This window comes from Frankia sp. CcWB2 (genome assembly GCF_977927585.1).
On the sequence record NZ_CDWRCM010000106.1, the window covers coordinates 12,438 to 12,917 of the forward strand.

1 pseudogene is annotated in these 480 nt (G+C 65.8%); it reads right to left on the reverse strand.

Annotation, left to right across the window (positions count from 1 at the left end):
* Window positions 1–459 (reverse strand): annotated as a pseudogene (locus ACY45C_RS12660) (hypothetical protein); the annotation flags it as partial.
* Window positions 460–480 lie beyond the last annotated feature (21 nt).

The window sequence follows — 480 nt, forward strand, 5'->3', positions numbered from 1 at the left end:
CCCGTGCGCCTGCCGGACGAGACACAGCGCGGCGGTACACGCACTGCTGGAATCGAGGGCCGCCGCACCTTCTCCCAGCGCGATAGCTTCCCCGCCACGTCCCTGATCAGCCGCCTGCTGAGCCCGTCGCATCAGGACATAGCTCGCGGTGCGACGGTCGCCAGCCTCGGTCGCCTGGCTAAACGCCAACTCGGCCCACTTCCGCGCAGCACCCGGACGTCCGAGGCTGTCGGCAAGCCAGGAAAGAAACTCCGACCACCGAGCCTGGACCGCGAGCAACCGATGGCCCTCGACCGTTGACGCCGGGCGGAACGCATCGAGCACTTCAAGCTGACCCTGGACCAGGCTCCACACCGAGCCGGCCCCACTGTCGTTGACTCTCCCCGCGATCAGACTCAGTAGATCGACCCAATGCTTCACCGGATCGGCGGTGCCAATGGCCAGCGGTTGATTGAACACATCCGACTCAGACACAGGATA